The 24,190-nt window shown below is 45.3% G+C and carries 22 protein-coding genes and 1 other RNA gene; 4 read left to right on the forward strand and 19 right to left on the reverse strand.

Annotated features, from left to right (window positions below):
• Nucleotides 1–115 precede the first annotated feature (115 nt).
• The 17 genes from sapS to A5878_RS15340 all read right to left on the reverse strand — a co-directional run bounded on the left by sapS (nucleotide 116) and on the right by A5878_RS15340 (nucleotide 18,749).
• Nucleotides 116–1,153 (reverse strand): two-component system sensor histidine kinase SapS, encoded by a 1,038-nt coding sequence (gene sapS / locus A5878_RS15255; protein WP_034869039.1) that lies wholly within the window; start codon nucleotides 1,151–1,153, stop codon nucleotides 116–118.
• Entirely contained in the window at nucleotides 1,150–1,824 is a 675-nt protein-coding gene (gene sapR, locus A5878_RS15260; RefSeq protein WP_005227794.1) for a two-component system response regulator SapR, read from the reverse strand. Before sapR ends, sapS begins: the two co-directional genes overlap by 4 nt.
• A gap of 158 nt (nucleotides 1,825–1,982) precedes the next feature.
• Entirely contained in the window at nucleotides 1,983–2,186 is a 204-nt protein-coding gene (locus tag A5878_RS15265) for a hypothetical protein (protein ID WP_005227790.1), read from the reverse strand.
• A 19-nt stretch (nucleotides 2,187–2,205) separates the two neighbouring features.
• The gene (locus A5878_RS15270) at nucleotides 2,206–3,711 is read right to left on the reverse strand and encodes a phosphoglucomutase (RefSeq protein ID WP_005227788.1); all 1,506 of its coding nucleotides are present in this window, start codon (nucleotides 3,709–3,711) and stop codon (nucleotides 2,206–2,208) included.
• 103 nt (nucleotides 3,712–3,814) lie between these two features.
• Complete coding sequence (locus tag A5878_RS15275) at nucleotides 3,815–4,309, reverse strand: methylated-DNA--[protein]-cysteine S-methyltransferase (protein ID WP_005227786.1); 495 nt, start codon at nucleotides 4,307–4,309, stop codon at nucleotides 3,815–3,817.
• Nucleotides 4,310–4,511: 202 nt separating this feature from the next.
• On the reverse strand, nucleotides 4,512–6,434 hold the full coding sequence (locus A5878_RS15285) for an ABC transporter ATP-binding protein (RefSeq protein ID WP_005227782.1): 1,923 nt from the start codon (nucleotides 6,432–6,434) through the stop codon (nucleotides 4,512–4,514).
• Nucleotides 6,373–8,112: an ABC transporter ATP-binding protein gene (locus A5878_RS15290; protein ID WP_086295767.1), complete on the reverse strand. Its 1,740-nt coding sequence runs from the start codon at nucleotides 8,110–8,112 to the stop codon at nucleotides 6,373–6,375. Before A5878_RS15290 ends, A5878_RS15285 begins: the two co-directional genes overlap by 62 nt.
• Nucleotides 8,113–8,301: 189 nt before the next feature.
• On the reverse strand, nucleotides 8,302–9,852 hold the full coding sequence (locus tag A5878_RS15295; RefSeq protein WP_005227778.1) for a PASTA domain-containing protein: 1,551 nt from the start codon (nucleotides 9,850–9,852) through the stop codon (nucleotides 8,302–8,304).
• Complete coding sequence (locus A5878_RS15300; protein ID WP_005227776.1) at nucleotides 9,845–10,519, reverse strand: ABC transporter ATP-binding protein; 675 nt, start codon at nucleotides 10,517–10,519, stop codon at nucleotides 9,845–9,847. The genes A5878_RS15295 and A5878_RS15300 overlap by 8 nt, the downstream gene beginning before the upstream one ends.
• 12 nt (nucleotides 10,520–10,531) lie before the next feature.
• Nucleotides 10,532–12,073 (reverse strand): FtsX-like permease family protein, encoded by a 1,542-nt coding sequence (locus A5878_RS15305; protein ID WP_005227774.1) that lies wholly within the window; start codon nucleotides 12,071–12,073, stop codon nucleotides 10,532–10,534.
• Between the two features lie 312 nt (nucleotides 12,074–12,385).
• Entirely contained in the window at nucleotides 12,386–12,832 is a 447-nt protein-coding gene (dtd, locus tag A5878_RS15310; protein ID WP_005227772.1) for a D-aminoacyl-tRNA deacylase, read from the reverse strand.
• Between the two features lie 6 nt (nucleotides 12,833–12,838).
• Nucleotides 12,839–15,049, reverse strand: a complete 2,211-nt coding sequence (locus A5878_RS15315; protein WP_005227770.1) for a bifunctional (p)ppGpp synthetase/guanosine-3',5'-bis(diphosphate) 3'-pyrophosphohydrolase — start codon at nucleotides 15,047–15,049, stop codon at nucleotides 12,839–12,841.
• Nucleotides 15,050–15,237: 188 nt separating this feature from the next.
• Nucleotides 15,238–15,903 carry a hypothetical protein gene (locus A5878_RS15320; protein ID WP_005227769.1) on the reverse strand — a complete coding sequence of 222 codons (666 nt, stop codon included), beginning with the start codon at nucleotides 15,901–15,903 and terminating at the stop codon, nucleotides 15,238–15,240.
• Between the two features lie 4 nt (nucleotides 15,904–15,907).
• Nucleotides 15,908–16,663, reverse strand: coding sequence for a 16S rRNA (uracil(1498)-N(3))-methyltransferase (locus A5878_RS15325; RefSeq protein WP_005227767.1), 756 nt, complete (start codon nucleotides 16,661–16,663; stop codon nucleotides 15,908–15,910).
• A 1-nt stretch (nucleotide 16,664) separates the two neighbouring features.
• Complete coding sequence (gene prmA, locus A5878_RS15330) at nucleotides 16,665–17,612, reverse strand: 50S ribosomal protein L11 methyltransferase (protein ID WP_005227766.1); 948 nt, start codon at nucleotides 17,610–17,612, stop codon at nucleotides 16,665–16,667.
• An 11-nt stretch (nucleotides 17,613–17,623) separates the two neighbouring features.
• On the reverse strand, nucleotides 17,624–18,112 hold the full coding sequence (locus tag A5878_RS15335; protein WP_005227763.1) for a DUF3013 family protein: 489 nt from the start codon (nucleotides 18,110–18,112) through the stop codon (nucleotides 17,624–17,626).
• 16 nt (nucleotides 18,113–18,128) lie between these two features.
• Nucleotides 18,129–18,749: a DNA-3-methyladenine glycosylase gene (locus A5878_RS15340; protein ID WP_010749036.1), complete on the reverse strand. Its 621-nt coding sequence runs from the start codon at nucleotides 18,747–18,749 to the stop codon at nucleotides 18,129–18,131.
• Nucleotides 18,750–18,965: 216 nt separating this feature from the next.
• On the opposite strand from A5878_RS15340, the gene A5878_RS15345 reads away from it, so the two are divergent.
• The 4 genes from A5878_RS15345 to A5878_RS15360 all read left to right on the forward strand — a co-directional run bounded on the left by A5878_RS15345 (nucleotide 18,966) and on the right by A5878_RS15360 (nucleotide 21,525).
• Entirely contained in the window at nucleotides 18,966–20,243 is a 1,278-nt protein-coding gene (locus A5878_RS15345) for a replication-associated recombination protein A (protein ID WP_005227760.1), read from the forward strand.
• Nucleotides 20,244–20,328: 85 nt separating this feature from the next.
• Nucleotides 20,329–20,523: non-coding RNA, 6S RNA (ssrS, locus tag A5878_RS15350), on the forward strand.
• A gap of 167 nt (nucleotides 20,524–20,690) precedes the next feature.
• Entirely contained in the window at nucleotides 20,691–20,981 is a 291-nt protein-coding gene (locus A5878_RS15355) for a hypothetical protein (protein WP_005227757.1), read from the forward strand.
• A gap of 64 nt (nucleotides 20,982–21,045) precedes the next feature.
• Nucleotides 21,046–21,525, forward strand: a complete 480-nt coding sequence (locus tag A5878_RS15360; protein ID WP_005227755.1) for a universal stress protein — start codon at nucleotides 21,046–21,048, stop codon at nucleotides 21,523–21,525.
• A 284-nt stretch (nucleotides 21,526–21,809) separates the two neighbouring features.
• Here the strand turns inward: A5878_RS15360 and A5878_RS15365 are convergent, their stop codons facing one another.
• Both A5878_RS15365 and A5878_RS15370 read right to left on the reverse strand, forming a co-directional pair.
• Nucleotides 21,810–23,390 (reverse strand): hypothetical protein, encoded by a 1,581-nt coding sequence (locus A5878_RS15365; RefSeq protein WP_005227752.1) that lies wholly within the window; start codon nucleotides 23,388–23,390, stop codon nucleotides 21,810–21,812.
• Entirely contained in the window at nucleotides 23,391–24,146 is a 756-nt protein-coding gene (locus A5878_RS15370; RefSeq protein ID WP_005227750.1) for an ABC transporter ATP-binding protein, read from the reverse strand.
• Nucleotides 24,147–24,190: the final 44 nt, after the last annotated feature.

A 24,190-nucleotide genomic window follows, 5' to 3' on the forward strand; every position in this document is an offset into this window, starting at 1 on the left:
TTCATTCATCCTTACCATTCAATTTTAAACACAGGCTTTAGTGTATCAGTGAAAACGTTCTAGGGACAAGTGATTTTTGTCAAAAAACACAAAAAGATACTCGAAAAAAAGCAGATTAGCGTTTTTCCTCATAATAACTCAACAACGGAAAGAACAGCGTCATGGTGGTTCCTTTTCCAACTGTCGACGAAGCCATTAGCTCGATGCCTAATTCCTTCGCTAAACTTTTCGCTAAAAAGAGCCCCAATCCCGTCGAGTGGGTGTCCGTTTGGCGCCCATTTTCGCCCGTAAAGCCTTTATCAAAGATGCGCCGCATGTCTTCTTTAGGAATGCCGATCCCACTATCTTGCAAGTGGAGATAGGTCCCTTGGGCATCTTTTTCGATCCGAATCGTCAGCTGCCCATTTTGTGGTGTGTACTTCACGGCATTGCTGACCAGTTGTCGAAAGATAAAGCCGAGCCATTTTTCATCGGTCAACACTTGCTGGTCCTCACCTTCAACGGCATAGTGCAGGTTCTTTTGGATAAAATAATTGGCCTGACTGCGTAAAACCGGCTGGATGACGGCTTTCAATGAAATTTCTTGGACCAGATAATCTTTTGAAAAGCTGTCCAAGCGGGCGACGTACAAGACTTGCTCGACGTATTCGTTCATGCGGTTCAATTCATTTTCTAATAAGATGAATTTTTCATCTGGAATATCAAATTCGATCGAATGCAAAAGCAATCGTGATGCGGCTAAAGGGACTTTGATCTCATGGACCCACGAATCGATGTATTCCTTTTGTTCTTCTTGATTGCTGACGACTTGCTGCATCAATTCTTGGTGCTCTCGGATCAACTGATTGATGTAGGATTCGATCCGTTCTTCTTCCGCCGAGCGTGCTCCTTGCAAGTAGTTTTGCAGCAAGCTGTCTCCGGGCTTGGGGGTGATTTTTTGCCAAAAACGCCGCTTAGATAAGTAGCTGATTGCTAAAAAGAACACCATCAAGACACTTTGCATCAAAAAGAGATAGCCGACTGTGCCCCAATCCATCGGGGAATGAGGAGTCAGCCAAAAAACTAAGACCGTCAACACGAAAAAGACTAGCCAACCGATAAACAGCAGCCAACGATCTTTCAAAAAACTGCGCAAAACTCGCCACTTTGTCATGGTACGATATACCCTTGACCAACCTTGGTCTCAATGTAGCCGTTCATCCCCGCTTGTTCGATTTTTCGTCGCAAACGATTGATATTGACCGTCAAGGTATTGTCGTCTACAAATCGCTCATCATCCCACAAGGCCCGCAAGAGTTTTTCCCGACTTAAAATCTTGCCGTGATTTTTCATCAAAATATACAGCAGGCGGTATTCGTTTTTGCTAAGATCGATGCTTTCGCCATTGATATACATGCTGCTGTTGTCGATATTGAGGGTCAAACCATTATGCACTAACGTTTCACTGCTACTTTCTACATAGTTGTAGGAACGGCGCAGCAGCGCATTGATTTTTGCAATCAGAACGTCGATCTCAAAAGGTTTTGTCACAAAATCGTCCGCTCCCATATTCATGGCCATGATCATATCCATATTGGTATTGCGGCTAGAAATAAAAATGATTGGTACTTTGGAAGCTTCGCGGATTTTTTGACACCAATAGTAGCCATCAAAAACCGGCAAGTTGATATCCAGTAAAATCAGTTGGGGCTCTTGTTCTTCAAAGTCAGTCAACACTTGATGGAAATCCGTCGTGCCAAAGGTCTCAAACTGCCATTTTTCTAGTTCTTCGATAATCAGTTGGCGAATCACCGCTTCATCTTCTACTACCATTATTTTTGCCATATCCGTGAATTCCCTCACTTTGTGTAATTTTCTCCTCTTTACTTTATCAAATATCAAAAACGAATGCGAACATTAATCGCCGTTTTTAGCAAACCCTAAAAAACCTCGCCACTGACGGTAGAAGCCAGTGGCGAGGCAAAGCAAAAATGTCTATTGGGTTATTCGATGATCTCTACCGTCTCGATCAGTAATTTACCGATAAACAATAAGATCCCATCGAAAAAAAGCACACTCATGTTGACACCTAATAACATCGATAACCGTTCAACGACATCGATTTTTGGTCGTTTGTTCAAGTAACGAAACAAGAAAAAATTCACACCATACGTCACTGCCATGATCAGCAGCATCAAGATCACCATTTTAGTTCCCTGCTTTTCTTCAAATTTTTGGTTGCTGTGCTAAAAACTGTGTCAGTTTGCTTTGATCGATGGCTTCATACTGCGATAGGAAGCGACCGATCGCTTGAACGACTGCCGGTAGATGACCCGCTTCATCATTTTCGATCTGCAGCACCAGCAGTGGTTCGTGCAGGCTCATTCGCAGCAAGAACCAGCCTTGGCCATAGGGCGCTGTCAAGTTGATGCGAATGCCTTCCTCATTTTCTGGATCGATCTGCCAGCCTGGCAGCAAATGATCGGCTAAATCCGCGATCACTTGGCGACCATAGTCTTGATAGTCGGCTTGTTGGATCGCAAAGCGCAATTCTTGGGTCTCGGCGGGTTGTTGCAACGCCGCGATCAGCTCATCCAGTGTCGTGCCTTGCTGTTGCAATTGAGGCAGCATCATCAAGAGCTTGGCGATCACGTACGCCCCGTCATCCAAAAAGAAATTTTCTTTAAACGCGGCATGCCCGCTGGTTTCGATGGCTAACTGTGTGTCCAGTCCTGCTTCATTCAATTCGATCGCTTTGTTGATCACATTGCGGTAGCCAGAAATATAGCGTACTTGCTGCCCTCCCAGTGCTTCGATAAAGGTTTTTAAATGATTAGAGGTTGGCGAATTGGTGACGATACGCGTGCCAGGGTGTTCCGCTAAGATGATCTTGCTTAATACAGCGATCATATTGTTGCGGTTCAAGGGCTCACCGCTTTTGGTCACGACGGCCGAGCGGTCGACATCGGTATCGAAAATAATGCCTAAATCAGCTTGTTCCCGCAAGACGGCTTCGCGAATACTTGCCATTGCCTCTTTATTGTCTGGATTCGGGATATGATTGGGAAAATGCCCATCCGGTTCTAAAAATTGCGAGCCATTCGTATCTGCCCCTAGCGGCAGCAACACTTTTTCAGCAAAAAAGCCGCCGGCGCCATTGCCTGCATCAACAATGATCTTTAATCCAGCCAAAGGTTTTTCCTCATTGGTTCCCATCCCTTGGCGAATTTTTTGCAGTAGATCTTGGGCATAAGGCGTCAGCAAGTCTTTTTGCTGATAGCTTCCTTTTTCCGCTGCCTCATGAACGGTAGTGTGGGTCAAAATATAGTGGATATCCGTTTTTTCGGCACCGCCTTGGCTGCTGAAAATTTTTATTCCATTAAAGTAATAAGGCAAATGACTCGCTGTCAGCATCACACCAGCATCACAGTCGAAATCCGCAAACTGTGTACTCATAAACATGGCAGGTGTCGTTGCCAAGCCGCAATCGATCACTGCCACGCCTTCTTGCTGCAGCTGTGCCATCAACACTTCTTGCAGTGCTTCGCCACTCAAGCGACTGTCACGACCGACTGCCACGCGAAAAGGACCGCTGCCCTTTGTTGCCAACCAGTTGCGCAAGCCCGAAGCAACTTGCCGAACCGCTTGCTCTGTCAGTGTCACCTGCTCTTTTTCTGTTGCGATCGCAATTCCTCGAATATCAGAACCATTTTGCAAATCAACGATGTTCATTTCCTCCACCCCTTCTTGTAACCGGAATCAATTTTATTATACCAGAGAAAAAAGGAAATGAAATTGCTTTTTAGTATTTTTTACTATAAATAGTTTACTTCCCTTACTCTTTAAACGGAATCCCTTCCAGTTGCAGTAGTCGGCGTTTGGTTGCTAACCCGCCCCGGTACCCCGTCAAGCGGCCGTTTTTTCCTAACACCCGATGACAAGGAACCACGATCATCATCGGGTTACGCCCCACTGCATTTGCGACAGCGCGGACAGCAGTCGGTCGTTGAATGCGCAGCGCCAAGTCACTATACGTAGTGGTTTGTCCATAAGGAATTTGGGTCAGTGCTTGCCAAACGGTTTGTTGAAACGGTGTCCCGACAAAATCACACGCAAAAGTAAATGTCACTGGTTCCCCTGCAAAATAAGCTTGCAGCTGCGCTTCAATTACTGGATCAAGGTCAGCTGTACTACTGATTTCAGCCCCTGGAAAGAACTTGAGTAATTCATGATGATCCTGCTGCCGACCAAAATAAACTAGCCCTTTTTCCGATTGGACCACTTCATACCACTCATCATCTAAAACGATCTTTGCCAATGCTAGTTTCATGTTTTCACCTCATGGAATCCATTTTTCGCAGCACAACTGCTTACGTGCTGCCGCCGTTGTGCGGCTGTCTCAGTGACAGTATACCATTTTTTCGAGCTGCGCAAAAAAACCGACTGGCTTACTGCCAATCGGTCGTTGCAAACAAGGGAAAAAATAGGTAGATCGCCAGTCGCTGCAGCTTCAAGCCGTAGCCATGGCAGGATCAATCCAATTCGATTTTTCCAGTATAGAGCTGATAATAGGTGCCTTTTTCCGCCAATAGCGTTTCATGGGTCCCCCGCTCAATGATACGGCCATGATCCATCACCATGATGGCATCGGAGTTTTGGATCGTAGACAATCGATGAGCGATCACAAACACGGTCCGTCCAGACATCAAACGGTCCATCCCTGATTGGACGATCCGCTCTGTACGTGTATCGATGCTTGAGGTAGCTTCGTCTAAGATCATCACTGGCGGATCAGCGATCGCTGCCCGCGCAATTGCCAACAGCTGACGTTGCCCTTGGGAAAGCCCTTCGCCATCGCCCGTGATCACGGTGTCGTATTTTTCTGGCAAGTGGTTGATAAACATGTCGGCATTGGCTAATTTCGCAGCTGCCAGCACTTCTTCATCACTAGCATCCAGTTTTCCGAAGCGAATATTCTCGCGAATCGTTCCAGTAAACAAATGGGTGTCTTGCAACACGATTCCTAAGGAGCGGCGCAAGGATTCTAGATGGATTTTTTCAATATTGATGCCATCATAACGAATCTTCCCGTCTTGGATGTTGTAGAACCGATTGATCAAATTGGTGATCGTTGTCTTACCAGCACCTGTGGCACCAACAAAAGCAACTTTTTGCCCAGGCTCTGCATACAGATTGATATCATGTAAGACCAGTTGATTGTCGACATAGCCGAAATCAACATCTTCAAATCGCACGTCTCCCGTCACTTCCGTATAGGTAATGGTCCCATCCTCGTGGGGATGTTTCCACGCCCACGTGCCTGTTCGTTCTTTGGTTTCAACTAGCTGACCTTGCGACCATTTGGCATTGACCAGTGTGACGTAGCCATGATCGATTTCTGGCGTTTCATCTAATAGATGGAAGATCCGCTCGGCACCAGCTAACGCCATGATCACAAAGTTGATTTGTTGTGACACCTGGCTGATAGGACCATTTAATGAACGGCTCAGCTGCAAGAAAGAAGCGATCATCCCGACCGTTAGGCCAGAAACACCATTGATGGCAAACAGACCCCCAATGATGGCGATCAAGACATATTGGACATTCAGTAAGTTCATCATGATCGGCATCAAGGTATTGGCATTGACATTGGCTTTAGTGGCACTTTCTTGTAGTTGGTCATTTAAGGCATCAAATTCTTCCATGACGATTTTTTCATGATTGAAGATCTTGACGACTTTTTGCCCGTGCATCATTTCTTCGATATACCCGTTGACAGCGCCTAAATCTCGTTGCTGTGCGCCAAAGAAGCGGCCGCTGCGGCGAGAAATGATGCGGATCACATTCAGCATCAAAATAATCGACAGCATCACGAACAAAGTCAATGGGACACTGATGGAGAACATAGCGATAAAGACAGAACAAAAGGTTACCGCCGCCATCATCAAGTTTGGAATACTTTGGGAGATCATTTGGCGCAACGTATCCGTATCGTTGGTAAAGTGACTCATGATGTCGCCATCTGAGCGGGCATCAAAGTAACCGACGGGTAGAGACTGCATATGCGTAAACATTTGGTCACGGATTTTTTTCTGCGTCCCCTCACTGATCTTGACCATCATAAAGTTATAGATCAGTGCGGCCAAGATCCCAATCAGGTAGATGATCGCCATTTGAACGATCGCCCGAAACAAACCGCCAAAATCAGGATTGGCTTGCCCTAAAAGCGGTGTGATATGATCGTCGATCACGACTTGTAAAAACAACGAACCGCGAACGTTGGCAAAGGCACTTAGTAAGATCATAACAACGACGAATAGGAGTTGTCCTTTGTAGTCGCCAAACATCGTCCGCAATAAGCGTTTCAATGTGCGCTTGGGATTTGCTGCTTGTCTATTCTTCACCTTCACCAAATCCTTTCTGCTGCGAATGGTACACTTCTTGATAGATGGCATTGTTTGCCAATAATTCTTCATGGGTACCGATGCCGTTGATTTTGCCATCATCCATTACGATGATCCGATCGGCGTCTTCGATCGAATTGATCCGTTGGGAAATAATGATTGTCGTCGTTCCAGGGATTTCTCGTTTCAAGCCTTCACGAATACTGCGGTCGGTTTTGGTATCGACGGCACTGGTAGAATCATCGAGGATCAAGATTTTCGGTTTCTTCAACAAGGCACGAACAATCGTCAACCGTTGTTTTTGTCCACCAGAAACATTGTTTCCTCCTTGTGAGATCTGCGTTTCATATTTATCAGGAAATTCTTGAATGAAGGGATCGGCTTGTGCGATCGTTGCCACGCGCTGGATCTCTTCATCCGACGCTTCTTCATTGCCCCAACGTAAATTGTCGTTGATGGTGCCGCTGAAAAGGACATTGTTTTGCAAGACCATACTTACTTGGTCCCGCAATGCTTCTAAATCATAGTCGCGAACATCATGACCGCCGACGATGACACGCCCTTCAATCACATCATATAAGCGCGGGATCAGCTGGACGAGGGTGGATTTTCCGCTCCCGGTCCCGCCAATGACTCCAATGACTTCCCCGGATTCGATACGCAGATTTGCATCCGTCAGCGCCAGCTTGTTTTTGTCATTGGCGTAACTAAAGCCGACATTCTCAAAAACGATGGAGCCGTCTTTGATCTCTTTGACTGGATCGGCGGGATTTTTCAAGTCACTTTCTTCATCTAATACTTCTACGACCCGTTCTGCCGACGTTCGTGCGATCAAAATCTGCACGAAAGCCATCGACATCATCATCAAGCTCATCAAAATCTGCATCGTGTAGTTGAACATGCTGACTAACTCCCCAGTGGTCAGGCTGCTTTGTTCCACGATCAGCTGAGCACCAAACCATGACAGGAGCAGCATACACGTATAGACAGAAAATTGCATCAATGGCATGTTGAAAGAGACGATTCGTTGCGCAAGCGTGAAATTCCGATAAACATCGGTGGACACTTCGCCAAACAGTTCTTCTTGCTGTTCTTCCCGAACATACGATTTCACGACGCGAACCCCTTGTAAATTTTCTTGCACCACATTATTCAGGCGGTCATAAATGCGGAATACTTTTAGAAACAGCGGGTGGGCAAAACGTATAACTAAAGCCAGACCAATCGCTAAGATCGGTAAAACAACCAGATAGATCGTCATAAGTTCTGGACTGATGGTGCTAACCATTGCAAGTGAAAAAATCAGAACTAACGGACTACGGACCAGAATACGAATAATCATTTGGTAAGCATTTTGGACGTTGGTCACGTCAGTGGTCAAGCGGGTGATCAAACTGGAGGAAGAAAAGCGGTCAATGTTTGAAAAGGAAAAATCTTGGATTCGGCGAAACAGATTGTGCCGCAGGTTGCGGGCAAAACCAGCCGAAGCGATCGCTGCCGTTCGTCCGCCAAGCGTTCCTAAAAGTAATGCGATCAAGGAACATAAAAAAAGCAAGCCGCCATCTCTTAGAATCACACCGGCGTCTCCTTTTTCGATCCCTTGGTCGATCATCATGGCCATGATCAGGGGCATAATGACATCTAAGGCAACCTCTCCTGCTACATACACAGGGGTCAGCAAGCTGTCCTTCTTATAGCTGCCAACATTCGCGAGTAATTTTTTTATCATTTGTTTCGTCCCTTCTATAGATGGCACTGCGGAGCCATTTTTTATCGTTACCATCAAGTTTACTTTATCGACCCAGCGATTTCAAGCGGCTCGCTTGTGTTTTTTTTACAATTAGTAAGTAAAAAGCACCCTTCCAAAAAGAAGGGTGCTTGCTTTTTTGATGCGGTTTGAAAAAGCACTTAGTAAGGATTATTCGGTAGCGTTTGAACCAGCGGTACTGATCGGTTCATCGACATCGTCACCGCCATCATCTGCCGGCGGTGTTTGGGTACTGCCTTGCAGATTGCCGCGGCTGATCCCGATGGTGATCCACGTTTCTAGGGGAATAAACTCGCCGTAGCGGCTCATTTCAACAACGGTTCCTTTTGGTTCCGCCGAATCGATATAGTAGATTTCATAATAGACGTTGGCGCCTTTTGATTTGTATTCATCAAAGAATAGTTTTGGCAAGTCGCCTTCCGTTGCTTGAAAACGGATGTCTTTTAAATATGGTCGGCCTAATGAGTAGACGACTTTGACAGTTGGCAAAGTATCGCTTTCGCTGTATTCTTTGCCTGCTTCTTCCGACTGGCTCAAGAAACTACCATACGCCACTTGATCGGAATAGACTGTGCTGACTTGCAGCGGGATTTTCGATTCTAGTCCTTGGGCTTCTTCGATCGTGTATTGTGAAAAATCTGGAACGGTCAATGCTTGGCCTTTTGAGACCTTCACCACAAATTCATCTTTTTTCGCGAGTTTGCTGCCTTTGACTGGTTCTTGTGAAACCACCAGATCCAGGGCGACACTGTCAGAAAAGACGGTTTCTTCTTTGTATTTCAAGTCATTCTTTTTCGCCCATTCAGAAGCTTCACTCTTGGCTTTGCCCGTAAAATCAGGTACTTCAATATTCTTTTCAAAGACCTCTTTCCCTTTTGAATAATAGACACTCAAACGGTCTTTGCGTTTGTATTCCGCCAAATCAAGCTCTTTGTTGGCCGCCTCTTGTTTAATAAAGGCTTCTGCTGCTACGTTGTCGTCAAATTGTTCGATCAAAGAGAGGTTCTCGGCTTTATTGCTGGCGATCCATTCTTTTGCTTCGGTCACTTGCATCGCTGAAAAATCTGGCAGCTCTAAGCGTTCTTCAGGATCAGGCCCGAGACTCGCCGTCAGTGTCAATGTGGCACCCTTCTTGATCTTTTTGTCAGGATCAACACTTTGGTCAATCACTTGGTTGACGTCTTTGTCAAAATCATATTCTTGCTCCACTTTGATAGCGACGCCTTCTTCCATGCCCCACGTCCGCGCTTCTGACAGATCTTGGGCAGTGAAATCTGGCACCTTCACATGGGTCATTTGATAGTAGACGATCCCAATCACGGCAACCGCCAAGGCGGTCAGTAGGGCAATCAGCAAGATTTTTTTCTGCTTACGCTTTTTGTAGGTCGGATCAAATTCCGTTTCTTCTTTCCCAAACCGGCTGACTGGTTCCTTTGATGCTACCTTCTCCGTCGAAGAACTCGCCGCTTTTGCTTCAGTCGTCTGTGTTTGTTGTCGGGCTGCCGAACGACTCAGTGGCTCACTAGCGGTCGACTCTTCTGATTGGTGAACCGTCGTCGGCTCTGCTGGTTTGCCCGCTTGCTCCGCGCCACTTGCGTTTTGATCTCCGACAGGTTCGCTGGTTTTTTTCTCGCGATCGGGCGTGGGTTTCTTTTTGCCATCATAGTTGTCCGGGCTAAAATTTGATAAAAAATCACTCATGTTTGCTCAACACACCTTTACGTAAATACAAGACTTCATCCGCTTGTTGAGCGATCTCGTTGGCGTGGGTCACGACGATCACACATTTGTTGTGGACGTGTGCCAGCTCTTTAAAGATATCGATGATTTCTTGTTCCATTTCTTCATCCAAATTCCCGGTTGGTTCGTCCGCTAAAATGATATCGACATTGGTGGCTAACGCCCGGGCGATCGCTACCCGTTGTTGTTCCCCACCAGATAATTGATTGACGAGACGATCGGCTTTTTCTTTAGTGATGCCTATATAATCCAGCAAATTGTACGCCACTTCTCGTTGATTGTCTGGCAGCTGATTTTTCGTAATCGCCATCGGCACTAAGACATTTTCGACTGCACTCAAATAGGGAATCAGATTATAGCTTTGGAAAATGATACTGATGTCGTCGCGGCGATAATTCTCATGCCCGATTTTTTCGATATCGGTGCCTTCATAAAGTACTTGACCGCTTTTCGGACTATCCAACGCACTGATCAAGGATAAAAACGTCGTTTTTCCCGAACCAGATTGTCCTAAGATGGCATAGAAAGTCCCTTTTTCAAAAGAAACAGAGGTCTCTTTCAGTATATAGCGGCGCTGATCGCCATCTTGGTAATAGTAATCGACTGCTTTCGTTTCTAATAAAGTCATCGTTGGTTCCTCCTACATCATGATTTTCTTTGGATTCAAGCGTAAAATATACAATAGCGGTAAAATCGCTGAGAGTAAGACAGTTCCTAGACCTAACAGCAGATACGTGATGATGTAGCCGGCTGAGAAGGATACTTGATAAGCATTTTTGATATCCATGTAATCAATATTAGCTGCCATCATACTGCCATAATAAACACCGCCCATCTCATTTTGATTGCTCATCCAATCGTTTTGCATCAAGGTATTTGAAACGGCACCACCTAATAAGTTCCCGGTCACTAAGGACAATAGCAATGCGGCTAAACTAACCAGCAAGACTTCAATCACGATCTGACCAATGACTTTCCCCCGACTTTCCCCCAAGGAAAGATAGATGCCTAATTCTTGTTTCCGATCTCGTAAGAAAAGCAAGACCACTAAGGAAATGATAAAGATGGTAGCGATCGATGCAATGATCACGATGTAATTTGCGATCACTCCTAAACGAGTAAAACCACCGGCGATCTGCTCGTATTGATCCGTATTGGCAACGACGCGGTAGTATTGGGGCAATAACGCACCAGCTTCTTGTTTAAAGGCTTCGACGTCATCCGTTGAATTTAGGACAAAGATCGGTTGATAAAAGTTATCTGCATCTTCATCGATTGTTTCACCCCAAACCTTCTCTGCTTGAATCTTAGTGTAATCGAGGACTAGATTATTACTAGCATAAAACGTATTGATTTGATCCATCACTTGCCATATCGTATCGGAGTTTTGACTACCACTTTGATCCGATGAATCATTTTGATTGCTCTGATCTTTTTTAACTACCGAAAAAATTCCAGCGATCGTCACAGGATAATCAAAGCTGGCACTGTTGCTGTCATCACTAGTTTCTTCTGTGCCATCGTTTTCTTCGTCATCCACGATCTCGCTTCCACCGCCCATCATGATATCTGTCCGGATATCCCAAACCAACTGATCCCCAACGCTCAAGTTATTCAGTTCAGCAACTTCTTTACTGATCAATACCGCATTCGTCAGTTCATTTAAATCTTTTTCCGTTAGGCCTTCGCCTTCATCGAGACGAATCAACCCTTCTTGCATATCTATTGGCTGTGTCAAATTGCCGCCTTTCAATGTGAAATATTGACCGCCCATCTGTATTGAACCATCTTCTGGTACATACGCTTTCAGTTCTTTCGTTTCTAAACTGCCCATCATTTGATAGTCATAATGTTTGACATAGCTTAACTGACCGATTTGCTTATAAACATCCAGCGCTGGTGGTTTCGGATAAAAATCCTCTTGAGACCGTTCTTCCTCCGAAACATCCGCATGGTCTTTATCAAAACCTTCCCAATCCATTTCCACCGTAGCTACGTTCCCCATTTTGCGTTTCGTCTCTCGCTCCACGTTGGCAGTGGATTGTTGAATTGCTACAGCACCAGCGATCACATTGCCTAGAATAAATAGAACTAAAAATAAAATAAATGATTTCCCTTTTCTTCTGGTGATACTTTTTAATGCACGCTGCCAAAAGTTCATTGTTATTTCCTCCAGTGACATTATTTTTTAACAATTATTCCATACTTCTCCCTTAAGAACAATCGCAATAAAGGGTCGTTTTTCGAATTTGAAATATAAAAAAACGAGCACAAACGATATTTTCATTTAAAAACCCTTATAAAAGAACAAGAAAAAGATGTTAAATAACAAATAAAAGAATGGGATTTTTACTAACAGTTTTGTAAGATTTCCCGATTTCAACTTAAATTTTACTTGGATTCCATCAAAAATGCTTGGCACTTTCGAGAGTATAAAAAAACGAAGGAATTCTCTCACTCTTTCCCAGCGAGAAAATCCTTCGTTTTGTATCCCTTATTTTTCTTTCGTATCGATCACGATCGTCACCGGGCCATCATTGACCAAGGCGACTTGCATATCTGCACCAAATTTTCCAGTAGCAACAGTGATCCCTTCTGCTTTTAAGCCTTCATTAAAAGCTTCGTAAAGCGGGATCGCAATACTTGGCGGTGCCGCTTGAATGAAGCTGGGACGATTGCCTTTCTTGGTCTCCCCATAGAGGGTGAACTGTGAAATACTCAAGACGGCGCCATTTATACTTTCCAGTGACCGATTCATTTTACCTTCTTCGTCTTCAAAAACCCGCAGATTTTTGATTTTTCTTACGAGATAAGCCACATCGTCGCCTGTATCCTCATGGGTGATCCCCAATAAAACCATAAACCCTTGTTGGATCGCACCGACGATATTCTCCTCAATCGACACACTTGCTTGACTGACTCGCTGGATCACTGCCCGCATTCTTTCTCATCCCTTCGTACGTCTGACGCTGTAAACATCTGGAATCTGCTTGATTTTATCAACGATCGATTTCAAATGGGTCAAATTCTGAATCGCCACCGTGATGCGGATCGTTGCCATTTTGTCTTTGTTGGTTTTGGCTTCGACACTCACTAAGCGCTTCGTGACAGTGTTGACTGTCTGTAAGACATCATTGAGCAACCCAGAACGATCATAGCCGTAGATCTCAAGATCGGCATCGTATTCTTTGTTGATGTCGGTGGCATCTTCCCACTCAACATCGATCAAACGGTTCGCGGCGTCTTTGTTTTGAACATTGGGACAATCGCTGCGGTGGATCGAGATTCCTCGGCCTTTGGTAATGTAGCCGACGATCGAATCTCCAGGGACTGGATTGCAGCAGCGGGAGATGCGGATCAACAAGTTATCGACCCCTTCAATGACAATGCCGCCTTCGTGACGAACCTTCATTTTTTCTGGTTCTTTTTTCGTCGGTTGATTGATCATCTCTTGGACTTGCTGCTTTTGCTTCTCGATTTGTTTCTCGCGCCGTTCTTCTTCGGTCAAACGGTTGGCTAAAGTCGTGGGACTAACTTCCCCATAGCCGACAGAGGCAAATAGATCATCTTCTGTTTGGTAGTTGAACCGTTCGCAAGCTTCCGCCATTTTGCTTTTCGTCAAAAATTCTTTCGGCACAAAGCCCATATCTTGTAAGGTACGAACCACTGCCTCATGCCCTTTGATGATGTTTTCATCACGATCTTGGGCTTTAAAAAATCGTTTGATTTTGTTCTTCGCTTTGCTGGTAGCCACTAGTTTGACCCAGTCGCGGCTTGGGCCAAAGGAATTTGGTGAGGTCAAGATCTCGATAATGTCCCCATTTTTTAGCTTGTAGTCCAATTGGACCATCTTGCCGTTGACCTTGGCGCCGGTGGTTTTGTTACCGATGTCGGTATGGATGCTATAGGCAAAATCCAGGGGACTGGAGCCTTGAGGCAACTCCGTCACATCACCTTTTGGCGTAAATACATAGACTTTGTCGCTGAAAATATCGCCTTTGACACCTTCCATAAATTCAGAAGCATCATAGCTTTCATCTTGTAGTTCCAAGATTTCTCGGAACCAGCCAACTTGTTGGGTCATCTTGTCGGCTCTGACTTTTTCGGTCTTGCCTTCTTTATAGGCCCAGTGCGCAGCAACCCCAAATTCAGCGATCTCATGCATTTCATGGGTCCGAATTTGGATCTCGACAGGATTGCCTTTGGGACCAATGACCGTCGTATGCAGCGATTGGTACATGTTGGCTTTTGGCATCGCGATATAATCCTTGAACCGCCCAGGCATTGGTTTCCATTTTGTATGGATCGTTCCCAAAACCGCATAACAATCTTTGATGGAGTCAACGATCACTCGGATCGCCAACAAATCATAGATTTCATTGAACTGTTTCTTTTGGTCTTTCATCTTGCGATAGATTGAGTAAATATGCTTTGGTCGGCCATAGATCTCAGCATAGATATCTAGTTCCTCGGTGGCGATTCGAATCTCTTCTACGGTTTCAGAAACGTAGGATTCCCGTTCTTCTCGCTTTGTCTGCATCAAATGCACGATTCGGTAATATTGCTGTGGATTCAAATAACGCAAAGAAATATCTTCTAATTCCCATTTGATGCGGCTGATCCCTAAACGATGAGCCAATGGGGCATAGATTTCCATCGTTTCTTGGGCGATGCGGCGTTGTTTGTCTTCCCGCAGATGTTTCAACGTACGCATATTATGTAAACGGTCAGCCAGTTTGACCATGATGACCCGTAAATCTTGCGCCATGGCGATCAACATTTTTCGATGATTTTCTGCTAATTGTTCTTCATGAGATTTGTACTTGATCTTACCCAGCTTGGTCACGCCATCCACTAGCATCGCTACATCGGCACCGAATTCTTCTTTCAGATCGGCTAACGTCACATCGGTATCTTCGACGACATCATGCAAAAAACCAGTTGCAACGGTATGAGGATCCATCTGCAATTCTGCCAAGATCCCCGCAACTTGGATTGGATGAATAATGTAAGGCTCGCCGGATTTACGGAATTGTTCTTTGTGGGCTTCTGTCGCGTAATCTAATGCTTTTTGGACAAAGGCAACATGCTCTTCACTCATATAATGAGCGACCAATTTGATGACATTGGGCCCGGTCAATATAACTTCTTTTGCCATTCATTCCGCCTCCTGCTTTTCTTTTTTGTGCTATCAAAAAGGCAGACAGAAGTCGCTGTTAACGTTTCGTCACGCACCCAAAGCCTTGCGGACAAACGTTCTAAGCATGGGACTCCTGTCTAACCTGCAGTTCTTATTTTAGTAGTATTATTATACAAATTTTTCAGCTATTTTTCAATCGCTGTTGTTCAAAGCACATCGGGCGACGGCTGGTCCTTAAGCAATTCTTCAAAAACATGATACGAGAGCCCGATTTTCTCAGCGCCAGCAGCCTGTAGTGATTGCAGCGCTTGTTCATCTACTGTGTCAGGATTGATCTGGATCGACAGTTGACTGCCGCCATCTAAGGAAAACAAGCTCACGTCATGCAATGCTTCTGCTAGTGGTTGTTTTTGCCCTAACACAATCTTTGGCCAAGCTTCTTCTTTCAAGCGTTGTGCTACTTGGATCTTCGTCAATTCATTCATGATCTCGGTTTGCACAGCTAAGCGGATCTCTCCTCCTGTCAAGGTCAAGGAGCGGATCGTTTCAGTCAGCTCCGCAAAGCCACGATCATTTTCCATGAAGGAAGAAGCTGGCAGCCAGACTTCCAAAAAATCGGCGCCTTCCATAAACGCCCGACCAATTTCAAACGCCACCTTTGCCAGTGTTCCTTGGGCAAGGGGGTAATCGATCACTGCGCCGATTTGTAGGGAAGAACCTTGTGCCAAGATTTTCGCTCGCCGAATGGCACTAGGCAAAACGACGACTTCCTTTAAGGTCGTCTTATATTGATTGATAAAATCCTTCAAGACCCAGTCGGTCAGATCGGCCGTCAACAAACGGACACTGATTGCTTCTTGGTTCTTATTCATCAACTCACATCCTCTTTAATTCCGTTAGCACACTGACAGCACTTAAAAAATAAAACGGTGCTGTTTCTGTTCGTAAAATTCGAGGGCCTAACCCGCATAATTTGGCGTTGTTTTGCTGGGCTTCTTCGATTTCGGAGGGGGTCAGACCGCCTTCTGGACCAAAGATCGCTAAAACTTTGCTACCAACAGGCAATGCGGTGATCACTTGCAGCAGCATCGCTGCTTCTCCTTGTTTGGCTGATTCTTCATAAGCCACTAGGACCGCATCATACTGACTGAGGCTTTGCCAAAATGCTTTGGCGTTATCCAGCAGCGTGATGGCTGGTACGATCTGCCGTTGGGATTGCTCCGCCGCTTCTTGGGCGATTTTTTGCAGCCGTTGCTGCTTTTTCTGTAATTTCTTTTGATCCCATTTCACGACCGAAGTTTGCGCTGGAAAACCGATAAAGGCTGCCGCCCCCAGTTCCGTTCCTTTTTGAACGATCAATTCCAGCTTGTCGCCTTTCGGGTAGCCGCTAGCGATCGTGACCTGCAGCGGCAATTCCTTGTCCTGCTGTTCTTTTTCGACTTCCTCTAAGTACACCGTTTCTTCATCGGCTTCTTTGATCTTGGCAATAATCGCCAAATGATCCTCAAAAACTAAACCGACTTTTGCCCCGGGAGTCATGCGCATCACTCGGATCATATGGTGGAAGGGTTCTCCCGAAACGGCAAACACCGCTTTTGCTTCATAAGGCTCCTGTAAAAAATATCGCTGCATCTTACTCTACCTCTGGTTTTTTAAAGGCGATCGCATACCAGTCTTTTTGATTGAACAACTGATCGATCTCAAAGCCTTGTGCGATCATGGCATCGATCACTAATTGTTTTTTCGTCTCAATGATCCCAGAAACGATCAAGGTCCCTTCTTGCTTCAATAGACGCCACGCATCAGGGATCATCAATAAAATGATGTCCGCTAAAATATTAGCAACGATAAGATCAGCAGGGACCGTCACTCCTTGCAAGAGATCATTGGCCTGCACGGTCACATCGTGAGCAATAGGGTTCATCGCCATATTTTCTTGGGCGGACCTCACAGCGACTTCATCTAGATCATATGCGAACACGTCTTTGGCACCTAAATATTTACTGGCGATACTCAACACGCCTGAGCCCGTCCCGACATCTAAGACGGTTTCACCGCCTCGCAAGTAGACTTCTAGGGCTTGTAATGTCAAACGTGTCGTAGGATGTGTGCCTGTCCCAAAAGCCATCCCCGGATCAAGGATGATGATCTTTTCATCTTCTTGCAGCGGTTGATAGTTTTCCCAGCTCGGCACGATCGTCAGATAGCGGGAGATACGGACTGGATGGTAATATTTTTTCCAGGCCGTCGCCCATGCTTCTTCCACGACCTCGCTCGTTGTGATGGTGTTTTTGCCGATCGCCAAACCATACTCTGGCAGACGGTCGATGGCTGCTTTGATCGTCGGCAGCACTTCTGGTAAAAAGATCGTCTCTGGGAAATAGGCACTGACTTGGGCGCCTTCTTCTAAGGTCGTATAGGTTTCTTTATCCAAAATTTCGCCATACGCATCGCTTTTAAAATTTTCGATATCTAAAACGTCCTCGATCGCTACCCCACTTGCTCCGTGTTCCATTAAAATATTGGCGACTGCTTCCACTGCTTCGCTAGCTGTCGCTACGGTTACTTCATTCCATTTCATGTTCGTTCTCCTTAGTAACTAGGGTACGGGATCATGGTTTCCCCAGCTCCCGCTTGATAGTTCGTCATTTTCTCCACAAATTCTTCTTCGTTGAATCGCAATTCAAAGATCGCTTCTTCACTGTCATCGTTCAAGAAATCAAGCAGATCGCTTTGGCCTTCTTCTAAAATTTCTTGAATGTAATCAACCAATCCGTCTAACAAGGCTTTTTGGATCCCTTTTTTCCCTGCATAAGGGATCGTCGCTAAATAATCTTCTTCATCAAACGTTGATTTTTGTGGATCATACAGCAAAATCCCATCTTCAAATTCAATGATCGCTTCTTCTGATGCCACACCTTGTGCATCGTCGATCTGCACGTGGTGAGGATTTTCAGCAAACAAGCGCAGCACCAATTCGATCGTATGATTTTTGGCATCCCAATCGATCGCCACATCATAGTCGGTGATTTTTTTCGTTAATCGCTGATCTAAGTAAGTCAATATCGTTTCTTTCGCCATCACTATTCCTTCTTTCTTAACACCATCCATGGTCTTGCTGAACAGCGGTTTTTCGTATATTTGTCAAATACGGATTGCCAGCCACCGCAAAACGAAGCGGCATCTGGGTCCATTCCCCTTTATTTGGGATACCGATCCGAGGCAATGCCAAAATTTCTTTTGGGGTACGTCGGCGCTCAGGAACCAAATGCAGTGGGCTTGTAAAAATCGATTCTCCATAAAGCTCAGCGGGGATCTGCAGTGCCTGTACCAGTTTCCCGGGGCCGTTGGCTACATCCGGTCCTGTTTTTTGTCGTTGTTGTTCCATCAAGGCGATCCCATCCACCGGTTCTAGCCCGCGAATCATGATTCCTTGCGGGATGCCTTTTGGCTGCGTAATAAAGTTGACGATTCGATGCGTATGCATCGTATATAAATAAATCGTACCTGGTTCCTGATACATCGCCCGAACCCTTGGTGTGTTTCGCATGCCCACACTATGAGCCGCCAAATCATCGGGACCTAGATACGCTTCACAATCCACGATATACCCACCTACTGTTCCTTCTGGGGTCTCATGTTCCAAATACATTCCTAATAAGGCACGTGCGATGGTCGTTGTCGGCTGTGTCGCAAAAAGTGCCATTAATTCATCCATTCTCATCACCCTCTTTATTCTACACAATTCTCGGCGAACTTACTATCTTTGACTACAGAGTTACGACGATCTCAACGATTTCTTTTCAACGAACCTGATTTTTGCTGACTGAGTGGAAAATAAGCGCCCTGTTGTTTCTGTAAAGACGCAAATCAGCTTGTTTATGAGAATATACGTTCTTATGTTATACTTACAGGAAAAGGAGAGGATCGTTTTATGCAGCAGCCACTTGCTTATCGAATGCGGCCACGGAACTTAGATGAAGTCGTCGGACAGCAGCATTTGGTTGGCCCGGGGAAAATCATTCGCCGAATGGTCGAAGCCAAAATGCTTTCTTCGATGATCCTATACGGACCGCCGGGAACCGGAAAAACCAGCATTGCCAGTGCGATCGCCGGCTCGACACGCTATGCGTTTCGCATGCTGAACGCCGCCACGGATACAAAAAAAGACCTGCAGATCGTGGCAGAGGAAGCCAAAATGAGCGGTACTGTCATTTTATTGCTTGATGAAGTCCATCGACTAGACAAGACAAAACAAGACTTTTTACTGCCCCATTTAGAAAGCGGCAAGATCATTATGATCGGTGCCACGACGGAAAATCCCTACATTACGATCAATCCAGCGATTCGCAGTCGGACACAGATTTTTGAAGTCAAACCGCTCCAAGAAGAAGATATTTTGACCGCCATTGATCAAGCCTTAGCAGATGAAACTCGCGGACTTGGATCAGAAACCATCGTATTGACCGATGATGCCCGCTTGCATCTCTCGCGAGCGACCAACGGCGATTTACGAAGTGCGCTAAACGGCTTAGAGCTCGCTGCTCGTTCCACCCCAAAAGGACCAGACGGCATTATTCATTTGACCTTAGAAATCATCGAAGAGTGCGTGCAGCGCAAAGCATTGACCCATGATAAAGATGGGGATGCGCACTATGATGTGATCTCTGCTTTTCAAAAATCGATTCGCGGCAGCGATGTGGATGGTGCGCTGCATTACTTAGGTCGTTTAGTAGAGGCAGGCGATCTGGCGATCATTTGTCGGCGCTTGATGGTCATCGGCTATGAAGACATTGGTTTAGCTAACCCAGCAGCCGCTGCTCGAACCGTCAATGCTGTGTTAGCCGCTGAACGTTTGGGCTTGCCAGAAGCTCGGATTCCGCTAGCCGATACAGTGGTCGATCTATGTCTGTCACCAAAATCCAACTCTGCCTACATGGCATTGGATGCAGCGATCGCAGATATTCGCAGCGGTAAAGCTGGCGATGTCCCGGATCATTTACGAGACAGTCATTACAAGGGTGCCCAAAGCTTGAATCGGGGTGTCGGCTATCAATACCCGCATAATTTTGATGATGCCTGGGTCGATCAGCAATACTTACCTGATAAGCTGAAAAATACTCATTATTACCAACCAAAAGCCACCGGGAAATATGAGCAAGCATTAGGTCAACGGTACCAGCAGTTGCAGCAGCGAAAGAAAAAAAACTAGGTGCTTAGAAAAAATAGTGACTTTTTGGTATCGTTTTCAAACAACTTTATTGCACCTTCGTCATTCCTATGCTACTATAAGGGTGGGAATTCTGTGATGTACGAGTTGTCCCTTTTGTGTGTTGACCGAACATTTTTATTGATATCTTGGGATCCGTCTTGTGTCAATGCTGGTAACATGCCTTTTCCTTTGGTAGTTCGAAGCTTAGACCGTGGAACCCACCTGCTAGAATTTGCGGGATCAATACTATGGGAAAAAGAACGGCATCAACGGATATTACCCATTCTTTTTAGAATGTGCCATCTGTTTTTAACAGATGGCTTTTTTGCGTTCTCTAACTGATAGCAACAGTGAAACGTCCTTGCCTGACATCAGAGTAAGGGTGGCTTTTGCTATTCTTTCTAGGGTTCGCTATACTAAACCTATCAACTTAGGACAGGATGGCGTATGTTTATGATTCTTCTATTATTTACGATCGTGGCACTCGTATTATTCGGCACCAGTTATTTGCTTTATGCCAAACAAGCGATTTTTTTCACTTTGATCCCTACCACCGAGGCGAATAAGGTCTTCTTAAAAACCTATAGTCTCATTCATTTCCTTTTAGGCGTGGTGGCATTGGTTGTAGGCTTTGTCGATAAGGAGCTGATTGCCTTGTTTTATTTGGCTTTATTGCTGCTCTCTTCCGCATCTTTCAGCATCTTGCTGGCACAAAAAATGAAAAAAAAGGAAGATTAGGTTTTCTTTTTCCAGAAAAAAGCATTACAATAAAAGTAGAAGATAACAGATGGGAGTGTTTCTTATGTTACAACAATATCAACGAATCATGGTAGCCGTCGATGGGTCTAGCGAGTCAGAATTAGCCTTCAAAAAAGCCGTGAACGTGGCACAGCGGAATGATTCTGAATTGGTTTTAGCACATGTGATCGACACTCGTGCCTTTCAAACCGTTTCTTCTTTTGACGGCATGCTTGCTGAACAAGCAACCGAAATGGCCAAACAAACCTTGAAAGACTATGAGGATTATGCCCGCAAGCATCAAGTAACTGCGGTCAAAACTGTGATCGAATACGGCTCGCCAAAACCGATCATTGCCAAACAATTGCCCGAAGATCACGACATCGATTTGATTATGATCGGTGCCACTGGTTTAAATGCCGTGGAACGAATCTTTATCGGTTCCGTTTCTGAATATGTCATTCGCCATGCCGGCTGTGATGTGTTAGTTGTACGGACAGACCTAGAAAACAAAGTCCCAGAAAAAGACCACACGAAAGCTTAATAGTGAGACGACCTGCCGCTGCTTGGCAGGTTTTTTTGTACAAAAAAAACCGTGACAAAAGCAAAAGAGGCAACGAGCGCTCAGGTCTCATTGGTCTTTTTGACTTTGGTCACAGCTCTTTGACAAGTCGGTTATCCAAACTTGTACAGCAAAAAATGAAAGCAAAGTAATAGGTACTCCTATCTAACCATGTTTCCGCTTGATTGTAAATAGTTTTTCTGAATTTTCTGAATAAATAGTTAATTTACCCATCCTTAAATAAAAAAAGCAAAGCGTCGCTTCCCTTAGGAAAAACGACGCCAAAATCTATGGTGATAATGGGCTATCCAAAGGACGCTGGTCAAGAGGATCACAAAGAAAACCGGACCATTCAATAACCAAAAATCAACCGAAGTCGCAGCAAAGCCGTAAAGGATGATAACAATGATGGAAAGAAACAGCGTTGCGATCGTTCCAATGGCTAACCCAAGACTACCCGCCCCTCTCGTAAACAATTGACTGATGTTGGTCCAATCCAAAAGCAGCAGCCGATAATCACGAGCAAAATATTTCAAGCACAAAAGAAAACTGCTCCAAAGTGCCCCGATTAGAAAAGAGACAGCCAAAATCAGCGGCATTTTGAACAAAAGGACTGCTGCCAGCACGATGACTGCCGTTAAGCTCAGCTGAAAAACGACACCAAAGCGGAATTTTTCCCGCAAGTAGCGCTTCATCGATAGCGGCAAGGAGCGGACAAACAAGAAATTCTCCTGATCCAGTGAGATCAAATTACTGATAAAAGAAGTCGGGTTGACCATCAATGCTGCCAAGGCGATCCCAGCCACAAAAACGACACCGATAAACCGCTCATCCAATTCACTTAACTGAATCGCTCCTGTAAACACAAAGGACACTAAGAAAATGATGGGCATCAGCAACGAAGAAGAAAAGACTTGCATGATCAAATTCGGATCTCGGATCAACTGCGAATTGTAATTAAACAACAGCTGGCCCAAGCCTTGATTGGGTTTATGCTTCCGACGAACACTCCCTTGGTTGGGCGCCGCGGCTGCCACTTGCTCATAAAACTTCGGCAAGATCAACCGATAGAGGGCAAAAAGCAACACGCCTGCTGTGACGATGATCCCTAGCAAACTAAGCAAACCAGTCGTTTGAAACGGTGCCACCATCACATAATAAAAGGGCAATAAAAAGCTGATCGCTCCCCGATCTACCACGTCTGTCTCATAAGTATTCACCTGATTCATCATTAAGACCCCGATCACAACAACCAGCATCGTCACGCCTAGCAATAAACTAGTGACCAATTTTTTATGCTTCAAGAAAAACTTGGTGCGGGTCAGGCTGAAGACAATCAAGCTGCAAATGCTGAAGATCAAGACTAAAAACAAGCCGAACAGCAAGAACGCCCATAAGATCGTCAACAAGAAAAAGACGTTTGCCCGAATCCCTGTCAGGAGAAATAAGACCAACAGAGGAAAAATAAACGGCGCAACGGTGAGAAACACCACCACGATCTTTGCCAGAAAAATTTCACTCTGTCGAAAAGGCAGCGGCAAATACGCTGGCAGATCTTGACTCTCGAAAAAGACATTGTAAATGGACGAAATCCCTTGGGAAAAGCCTAAGATCCCGAACAAAGCGACATAATAGGTAAAAAAGCCTGGCATCTGACTAAAATCCAATGTAATCATCGTCAACCCATAGACTAGCAGAAATACTACCCCAGAAAACGCATATTGAAACAACAAATAACTGGTCAAAGTCGAACCAGCCTTGCCTTTTTTGCGGGCTTTATCTGTCAGTTGGGGATTGGCATACCGCAAATTAACGGAGGTCAGAGTCAGAAATTGTTGTTTTCGCATCTACGCTTCCTCCGCTTCTGCAAGAATCGCTTCTTCTTGACTTCTCCCAGTCATTTGCAGATAGATCGTTTCCAAAGAAAGCGACGGATGCTGTGCCAGCAAATCTGCCACTGAGCCATTGTACAGCAGCTCACCTTTTTTCAAAATCGCCAATTGATCGCACAACTGCTGGGCGGTGTCCAAGACGTGGGTGGAAAAAATCACGGTCTTGCCCTTGGCAGCGTGCTGTTTCATCATTTCTTTTAAATCATACGCCGCTTGGGGATCTAAGCCTTGTAATGGTTCATCCAAGATCCAAATGTCTGGATCGGGGATCAATGCCCCAATCAGCAGCGTTTTTTGCCGCATTCCATGGGAAAAGCTGGCGATGGTCTCTTCTTCATGAGACAGCATATCAAACAAGCGCCCTAATTTTTGCAAACGCTCGGCCTTTTCCGCTGCTGGCACCTCATACGCGGCGGCAATCAAGTCCCAATACTCCCCTGCCGTTAGCTGTAAAAACAAATCTGGCGTGTCCGGCACATAAGCAATTTGTTTTTTTATCGCTTCGCGATGTTCCACGAGGGATTGGCCATCAAAATAGATTTCCCCACTCGTCGGTTGCAAAATACTCACTAAGCTTTTGATCGTGGTCGACTTCCCTGCTCCGTTGTGTCCCAGAAAGCCAAAGATCTCCCCTTGACGGATCGTCAGGGAAAGATCAGACAACGCTTTTTTTGGTCCATACTGTTTCGTCAGATTCTTGATCTCAATCATTTTCCTGCCTCCTTATTCCATACCTATTGTTATCTTACGCTGAA

Origin of the sequence: Enterococcus sp. 3G6_DIV0642, assembly GCF_002140635.1 — a bacterium.
GTDB lineage: Bacteria > Bacillota > Bacilli > Lactobacillales > Enterococcaceae > Enterococcus_D > Enterococcus_D casseliflavus.

Excerpts from the sequence above, each read along its gene's own strand:
- A5878_RS15265 (WP_005227790.1), bottom strand. The coding sequence starts at position 2,186 with ATGGTGATCTTGATGCTGCTGATCATGGCAGTGACGTATGGTGTGAAT.
- A5878_RS15345 (WP_005227760.1), top strand. The coding sequence starts at position 18,966 with ATGCAGCAGCCACTTGCTTATCGAATGCGGCCACGGAACTTAGATGAA.
- A5878_RS15275 (WP_005227786.1), bottom strand. The coding sequence starts at position 4,309 with ATGAAACTAGCATTGGCAAAGATCGTTTTAGATGATGAGTGGTATGAA.
- A5878_RS15370 (WP_005227750.1), bottom strand. The coding sequence starts at position 24,146 with ATGATTGAGATCAAGAATCTGACGAAACAGTATGGACCAAAAAAAGCG.
- A5878_RS15295 (WP_005227778.1), bottom strand. The coding sequence starts at position 9,852 with ATGAGTGATTTTTTATCAAATTTTAGCCCGGACAACTATGATGGCAAA.
- dtd (WP_005227772.1), bottom strand. The coding sequence starts at position 12,832 with ATGCGGGCAGTGATCCAGCGAGTCAGTCAAGCAAGTGTGTCGATTGAG.
- A5878_RS15360 (WP_005227755.1), top strand. The coding sequence starts at position 21,046 with ATGTTACAACAATATCAACGAATCATGGTAGCCGTCGATGGGTCTAGC.
- A5878_RS15365 (WP_005227752.1), bottom strand. The coding sequence starts at position 23,390 with ATGCGAAAACAACAATTTCTGACTCTGACCTCCGTTAATTTGCGGTAT.
- A5878_RS15315 (WP_005227770.1), bottom strand. The coding sequence starts at position 15,049 with ATGGCAAAAGAAGTTATATTGACCGGGCCCAATGTCATCAAATTGGTC.
- A5878_RS15320 (WP_005227769.1), bottom strand. The coding sequence starts at position 15,903 with ATGAATAAGAACCAAGAAGCAATCAGTGTCCGTTTGTTGACGGCCGAT.
- A5878_RS15335 (WP_005227763.1), bottom strand. The coding sequence starts at position 18,112 with ATGGCGAAAGAAACGATATTGACTTACTTAGATCAGCGATTAACGAAA.
- prmA (WP_005227766.1), bottom strand. The coding sequence starts at position 17,612 with ATGAAATGGAATGAAGTAACCGTAGCGACAGCTAGCGAAGCAGTGGAA.
- A5878_RS15305 (WP_005227774.1), bottom strand. The coding sequence starts at position 12,073 with ATGTCACTGGAGGAAATAACAATGAACTTTTGGCAGCGTGCATTAAAA.
- A5878_RS15290 (WP_086295767.1), bottom strand. The coding sequence starts at position 8,112 with ATGATAAAAAAATTACTCGCGAATGTTGGCAGCTATAAGAAGGACAGC.
- A5878_RS15340 (WP_010749036.1), bottom strand. The coding sequence starts at position 18,749 with ATGGATGAATTAATGGCACTTTTTGCGACACAGCCGACAACGACCATC.
- A5878_RS15300 (WP_005227776.1), bottom strand. The coding sequence starts at position 10,519 with ATGACTTTATTAGAAACGAAAGCAGTCGATTACTATTACCAAGATGGC.
- A5878_RS15270 (WP_005227788.1), bottom strand. The coding sequence starts at position 3,711 with ATGAACATCGTTGATTTGCAAAATGGTTCTGATATTCGAGGAATTGCG.
- sapS (WP_034869039.1), bottom strand. The coding sequence starts at position 1,153 with ATGACAAAGTGGCGAGTTTTGCGCAGTTTTTTGAAAGATCGTTGGCTG.
- A5878_RS15285 (WP_005227782.1), bottom strand. The coding sequence starts at position 6,434 with ATGCCATCTATCAAGAAGTGTACCATTCGCAGCAGAAAGGATTTGGTG.
- A5878_RS15325 (WP_005227767.1), bottom strand. The coding sequence starts at position 16,663 with ATGCAGCGATATTTTTTACAGGAGCCTTATGAAGCAAAAGCGGTGTTT.
- sapR (WP_005227794.1), bottom strand. The coding sequence starts at position 1,824 with ATGGCAAAAATAATGGTAGTAGAAGATGAAGCGGTGATTCGCCAACTG.
- A5878_RS15355 (WP_005227757.1), top strand. The coding sequence starts at position 20,691 with ATGTTTATGATTCTTCTATTATTTACGATCGTGGCACTCGTATTATTC.